Genomic DNA, 6785 nt, shown 5'->3' on the forward strand with positions numbered 1-6785 from the left:
ATGTGTTGAATACCGATTTGCTGTTAAAGCCCACATCCAGATAAATATGCGTAATGGTCTTCGATTTTTGTTTGGGGTCGGAGAGCATGGTTTTCGCTTCTTCGATACGGTAGCGGTTGATAAATTCGTAGAAATTGCTATCGAAGTGGCGGTTGAATACCAGCGATAAATCACGCGATGGAATCCCCAGGGTCTCTGCCAGCATATCCAGTGTAATATCAGGTTGTAGATAGGGTTTATGCTCGCGCATTGACGCGTCGATTTTCTCGGCAAAACCAGCATTGAGTAATTTTTCCTCTATGGGTTTCTTCTGTTGATCTTTTTGTTTGACAGCGACAAAACCAGAGAAGTAGCGAATGCTGCTGAACACTAACGCGAGTACCAATACAAACACCACGTAGTACCCTGTTAACCCAATCACTTCAAACCAGTGCGGGTGGAAGCCAATAAACAAGTGCAGCAATTTTGCGCAGGCGAGGGCGGCTTCGGTAACGGTTATAATCAGGAAGCCAACTACCAACGAGATCAACCAGCGTATATCAATACGCTCGATATTTGAGTGAGTGGTTTTTAATTGGTTACGATACTTGGCGATTAATAATAAGCAGGCTATGCAATAACCTATGCGGGTTGCTTTGCATAAAAAATCGACGATGAGATACATAGGGCTGTAGACGTAGATATCGTCATCAATCAGCAACACCCGCTCTACCAACGTATGGCTATAAAATGTCAGGCCTAAAAATAACGCAAATAAGCCGAGTGGAATCAGGTGGAGGCTATCGCGTTTGTGCAGGCTGAAATCGTGATAGACCAGAGATTTGATATAAAAATAAAGCAGTACTGCATCCAGATAATAGCCAAAGCCTATCCATAAAAATAAGCGCGGATAATTATCCAGCGCGATCATTTTAAAATCAGCGCCCCAAAGCACCAGCTCATGCAAAGGAATAAAAGCATGGGCGAGCAAAAAGGCTGCGAGGAAATAGTTACTTTTGTTTTCGGGTGGATTAGTGACAAGTAACAATATGGCGAAACAGGCACATTGCAGTGCCGTCATCATCAATACCAGGTCATGGATATTAAATACGGTTTCATTCATGGTTTTAATTATTAATCTTGTAAAGTTATTGTTGTAGTTTTGGTCTGCATCCAAAAGCCGGTGACAAAAGCCGCTGATAGGCGAGGTCAGTAAGGGTAATTATATTCCACGCCGCAGAACCCACCTAAATATAAATGATGAAATTTTTCTGCCAGGCAAACTATTTTCATTCTGCTACGCGGTTCCCATTTATTGATCGGGCACGTGCATAAACTGAATAAATAAGACTAATTAACGCTGGGCAACATTTCTTTACATGCCGATTTATTTTGCGGGGTAATCGCCTAAGCTATTGAGCTACATCAGTATTTGCTTTTTTTCTTGAGCTTCCCACTTGTCCTGCCTGTGAATATGGGAAGTGACCGCATAAATCCAGGGTTTATTCGAACGCGTTTTTTATCTTCCTCTACTAGTATCCGAGTACATATTTGCCGCGGCCCCTTTGTTGCGGCGCACATTCGCTGGTTATTACAGTAAAAAATTAATAAGAGGTAATTGTTCCGTGAGCATAAAAAAACTTGCTGCATCGCTCTGTTTGAGCCTCTCAAGCGTCATCTTATTGAGTTCATCCGTTGCCAGCGCCCAAGGTTATTTGCGCGCTGATGGCCAATTTATTGTCAACGAGCAGGGCGAAAAAGTCTTGTTGCGCGGCATGGGGTTGGGCGGCTGGATGTTGCAAGAAGGTTACATGCTCAAGCTCGGCAACCTTGGCCAGCAGCATGCAATGCGCGCAAAAATAGAAGAATTAATTGGGGCTGAAGCCACGCAGGAATTTTATAACGCCTGGCTTGCCAACCACACCACCAAAGCCGATATAGATGCGATGGCTAAATGGGGTTTCAACTCCGTGCGCCTGCCTATGCATTTCAATCTATATACATTACCGATTGAACAGGAACCGGTGAAAGGCCAAAACACTTGGCTGGAGCAAGGCTTTGCCATGACCGATGCGCTTATCGCTTGGGCTAAAGCTAATAATATGTACGTGATTCTGGATTTGCATGCCGCACCGGGCGGGCAGGGCAATGATTTTGCGATTTCTGATCGCAACCCCAATACCCCATCGCTCTGGCAGAGTGAAGCCAACCAGCAAAAAATGATCGAGCTCTGGCGCAAACTGGCGCAGCGCTATGCCAATGAACCCGCAGTGGGCGCCTACGACATTATCAATGAACCCAATTGGGGTTTTGAAAATGCGGATGACAAAAATGGCTGCAAAGAAACCAAAAACGAGCCGTTGAAAAAATTGATGGTAGATGTCACCAAGGCGATTCGTTCGGTTGATACCAAGCATATGATTATTATCGAAGGTAATTGCTGGGGTAATAATTACGCGGGCGTATTGCCGCAGTGGGACAACAACATGGTGTTGAGTTTCCATAAATATTGGAACAACAACACGCTCGGCGATATTAAAACCCATTTGGATTTGCGCGCAAAATACAACATGCCAATTTGGTTAGGCGAATCTGGCGAAAACTCCAACCTCTGGTTTACCGATGCTGTTGCATTGGTAGAATCGCAAGGCATTGGTTGGGCCTGGTGGCCGCTGAAAAAACTCGGTTTCAATAATCCCTTGGAAGTAAAACCCAACGCCGGTTATCTCGCACTGGTGGATTATTGGAATGGCAAAGGCGAAAAGCCTTCCGCAAAAGAGGCGAAAATAGCGCTGCTGCAATTAGCTAATCACGATATCCGTTTTGAGAACACCCAGTTCCATCCGGAAGTGATTGATGCCATGTTCCGCCAACCATACTCCAAACTGAATCTGCCTTTTAAAACCCACCGCATTAGTAAATCTGGTGGCACTATTGCAGCGGTAGATTACGACATGGGACGCAGCGGCATTGCCTATCATGATAAAGACTCGGCGAATTATCACATCTCGGCCGGCAGCGAACGTATGCCCTGGAATCGCGGTACAACTTATCGCAATGAAGGTGTGGACATCGCATTTGATACAGCAAAAAAATCCTACTTCATAAATCACATAGAGGCAGGCGAGTGGACTGAATACACGCTGGAGACAGATCAAGCGGGCGTATATCAATTATCGGCAGAGGTTAATGCTCCTGTAGCGACTGGCCGTATCGGTGTGAGCGTGAATAACGAGCGGTTGGCGGTAGATGTAGCCGTCACCCAATCAGAAAAATGGCAACCGGTGAAACTGGCGAATGTGAAATTATTGCAAGGCACCAATAAAATCCGTATCTACGCCAACGCTGGTGGCTACCACTTGTTATCACTACAGCTGAAAAACTAAGCTCATCTTTCTCCAGCAAAATCGTTTATCGATTGAGCTATCCCCTTGGGAGCCTTTCGGCTCCCTTTTTTGTGTTGGTATTTACCTCACCTGCAAAATCAGGATATTTGTTTTGCAGGTTTTTGGGTTACTCTATGATTTCCGAAAAAATGGACACCGTACGCATGGAAACTCTCATGACTCGATTTATCATTATCTTTATAATATTTACATCCAACAGCTGTTTTGCTGAAGAGCTGACAGCGGTCTTGGATTTGAAATTTATTAAAGATACCGGTATTACTTCTGGTGTTATGTGCTATAGAGATGAAGGCGAAGATTGTCATACATGGTCAACTTTTTATCTGTATGACGCCAAGGTCAGAAAAGTGATAAGTGGTGAGCTTAGCCAAAAGAAAATAACAGTGATTTATGGCCGCCATGCTTTACTGAAAAATAACCGGAAGAACGTTGTTGTTAGGCTAAAACAGCTGCGACCTGATGCTGAGGCTCAGTATCAAATTATCGAATTTGGCGTAGCAAAAGAAATGGTCTGCTTTGAGTCGGTTGATAGTCGGCAATTTTCCGTTAAGTTAGAGGTTGCTGATGGGAAGTTCCAGTGTATAGAGGAACTTAAGCAATAGCCTATGGTTCTCCCGATGTCTCGAAGTTGACACTAGAACTCCGCAAAAAAATCACTTTCTGTCAGCTTTGGCTGTACTAAATAGAGGAGATTGCTTTGAACATTACAAAAACTGAGCTACAAGAAATCCTCCTGCGTTGTCAGGCGACTACTTCCGGTCCATGGAAGTCTTATGTGGAAGGGCGAGATCACACGTCTGGTTCAAGCTTTATCCAAACAGCTGGTAATGATATTGAGTTAACTGGCGCATCAATAAATGATCAGGATTTCATAGCGTCTGCCAAGCAGGACATTCCTCGGTTAATCTCTGTTATCGCCAATCTGAAGGGATGGGTCCTGTGATTTTCTGAGAATTGATATCACATGCTCTATTTTTAAATCATCAAACCAAAATGACACTGTGCCGATATGAGGAAGACACAACATGGCACATGTGCTGATTCACATTTCCCACCGATTGACGCATCGCTCACCCTTCATCGATTCCTGCTGTAAAACTGTTACCCAAATCCGCAAATAAAGTCGATGGGTTAACAGATTGTGTAACCTTAGTTAGCAATAAAGTAAAAAAACCGTTTCAGGTTGATGCAAATAAAGTGGGAATCCTGTGGTGGGGGCGGGTGCGAGGTTCGACTTTTTTATTTGCTCGTCAAAAAAATAGACATTGCCTATTTGCGGCGGTTTTTGGTTCCTTTTCGTTGTTTGAGTTTTGATTGGTATTTTTTATACTCCCGCTCGTGCGACAACGGCAGTAACAAATAATAACAAGGGCAGTTGGCATTTTTCCGGTCTGGTCATTGGATACACGACACCTGCGTATCAATGTTTACTCTATTTCCATCCTTACACAAACGGAACCTAACGATGAAGAATAAAAAATCAGTTAGATGGACACTGTTATCGGCAATGTTATTTGCTTGTATTGGTGTTTCATCGGCAGCCAATGCTGTCGTTTTTCAAGCGGAAAATTACAACGCCTTTTCCGATACTACCCCGGGCAACACCGGTGGTGTTTTTCGCGGTGATGCAGTTGATATAGAAGCAACTACCGATACCGGTGGCGGCTACAATGTCGGCTGGATTGAAGCCAATGAATGGCTCGCGTTTAATAATTTATCTATTCCTACCACTGGCAGTTACACCATCCGTATGCGGGTGGCATCGGCGAATGGTGGCACGGCATCTGTCGATTTAAATGGTGGTTCGATTGTACTGGGTGATTTTATTATTCCCGCAACCGGTGGTTGGCAAAACTGGACAACTGTAACCCGCACCGTCAATTTAAATGCGGGCAATTACAGCCTGGGTGTTTTTGCTAAAACCAACGGCTGGAATTTTAACTGGATTGAAGTGGTTTCCAATGGTGGTGGTAGTGCAAAAGCAACTGTGTTTCAGCATTGCCCATACACTGGTTGGTCTGTTGGTCTGGATGTTGGTTCGTATAATTTAGCTGCACTACAGGCACGTGGTTTTATTGATAACGATATGTCATCGCTGCGTGTGAGTGCCGGTTACGAAGCCGTGTTGTACCAAAACGATAATTTTACCGGTGCGTCACGTGTAGTCACTGCAGATGATGACTGCCTGAACAACGAAGGCTTTAACGATAATGTGACCTCGGTCATTGTGCGTGCTGTAGCTACTGGTCGCCCGTTGGTGTTTGCCGATGAGTTCAATAGCATCAATACCGCTAACTGGACCTTTGAAACCGGTGGTGGTGGATGGGGTAACAACGAGCGTCAATACTACACCGGCGGACAAAATGCCTTTATCCAAAACGACCCTGCTGCGGGCAGTAACGTATTGGTCATTGAAGCGCGCCGCGATAACCCGGCTAATTACAGCTGCTGGTATGGTCGCTGTGAATACACTTCAACGCGGATGATCTCGCGCGATAAAAAAACCTTTAAATACGGTCGTATTGAGGCGCGTATGAAATTACCGCAAACACAAGGTATATGGCCTGCGTTTTGGATGCTGGGTACCAATCTGGGTTCAGTGGGTTGGCCTGCTTCAGGTGAAATCGACATTATGGAACACGTAGGTTTTGAACCGACTACCACTCACGGAGCAATTCACGGCCCAGGTTATTCAGGTAATACACCTTTTATGGGCACCCATAATTTGGGCGAGTATGTGGATGTGAATTATCACGTATACGCTGTTGAATGGGATACCAACGGAATTCGCTGGTTCCGCGATAACATTCAATTCTATTCAGTAACGCGCGCGCAAGTGCAAAACTACGGTGCTTGGGTATTTGATAATCCGTTCTTCTTGTTGTTGAACGTAGCGGTGGGTGGAACCTGGCCGGGTAGCCCTGATGCAGGCAGTGTATTCCCACAACGTATGTATGTAGATTATGTTCGCGTTTATCAATAATTTTTCAAGCGAAAATTGTTGGAAAAAAATGGCAGCCAAATGGCTGCCATTTTTTTCTCCAATAATAAATTGCTAACGTGAAGTTACCTGAAAAACACCAGCCAATTGATGCAATTTGGTTGCGGTATTTTTTAAGCGATCCGAACTGGTTTGCAAGGCGCGTACTACTTTATTCATCGTATGGCTTGCGCTAGCAACTTCACGTACATGATGTCCGTGTTGTTGGCTGTTGTTGTCAATGTGATGAATAATATCGAACATACGCTCCACAATATGATGCAGTTGTGAATTATCGGTTGATGCTTCCTCCGCTAAACGTAAACCGCGATCCACATCAGCGACGCTGGTTTCCATATAGGCGGCTGCCGTTTGCCATTCGCTGCGAAAGGCTTCAATTTTCTCACCAATATCTTTTG

Annotated in this window: 5 protein-coding genes and 1 pseudogene; 4 read left to right on the plus strand and 2 right to left on the minus strand. The window is 44.7% G+C overall.

The annotated features are described in order from the left end of the window. A partial coding sequence (locus tag ACWA6V_RS14755) for a helix-turn-helix domain-containing protein (protein ID WP_449523206.1) occupies window positions 1-1102 on the minus strand: 1102 nt, incomplete at its 3' end. Window positions 1103-1604: 502 nt separating this feature from the next. Here ACWA6V_RS14755 and ACWA6V_RS14760 point away from each other — a divergent pair. From ACWA6V_RS14760 to ACWA6V_RS14775, 4 genes are all read left to right on the plus strand, one after another. Further along, window positions 1605-3365 carry a cellulase family glycosylhydrolase gene (locus tag ACWA6V_RS14760; protein WP_449523207.1) on the plus strand — a complete coding sequence of 587 codons (1761 nt, stop codon included), beginning with the start codon at window positions 1605-1607 and terminating at the stop codon, window positions 3363-3365. 176 nt (window positions 3366-3541) lie between these two features. Continuing rightward, window positions 3542-3988 (plus strand): hypothetical protein, encoded by a 447-nt coding sequence (locus ACWA6V_RS14765; RefSeq protein ID WP_449523208.1) that lies wholly within the window; start codon window positions 3542-3544, stop codon window positions 3986-3988. A gap of 95 nt (window positions 3989-4083) precedes the next feature. Next, window positions 4084-4329, plus strand: a complete 246-nt coding sequence (locus ACWA6V_RS14770; RefSeq protein ID WP_449523209.1) for a hypothetical protein — start codon at window positions 4084-4086, stop codon at window positions 4327-4329. 522 nt (window positions 4330-4851) lie between these two features. Continuing rightward, complete coding sequence (locus ACWA6V_RS14775; protein ID WP_449523210.1) at window positions 4852-6369, plus strand: family 16 glycosylhydrolase; 1518 nt, start codon at window positions 4852-4854, stop codon at window positions 6367-6369. A gap of 72 nt (window positions 6370-6441) precedes the next feature. On the opposite strand, the pseudogene ACWA6V_RS14780 reads toward ACWA6V_RS14775, so the two are convergent. Then, a pseudogene (locus tag ACWA6V_RS14780) lies at window positions 6442-6785 on the minus strand (methyl-accepting chemotaxis protein); the annotation flags it as partial.

The organism is Cellvibrio sp., assembly GCF_053579595.1.

What these genes read in the sequence shown, in the direction of transcription:
- ACWA6V_RS14765 (WP_449523208.1), top strand. Translation starts at nt 3,542, where the DNA reads ATGACTCGATTTATCATTATCTTTATAATATTTACATCCAACAGCTGT.
- ACWA6V_RS14775 (WP_449523210.1), top strand. Translation starts at nt 4,852, where the DNA reads ATGAAGAATAAAAAATCAGTTAGATGGACACTGTTATCGGCAATGTTA.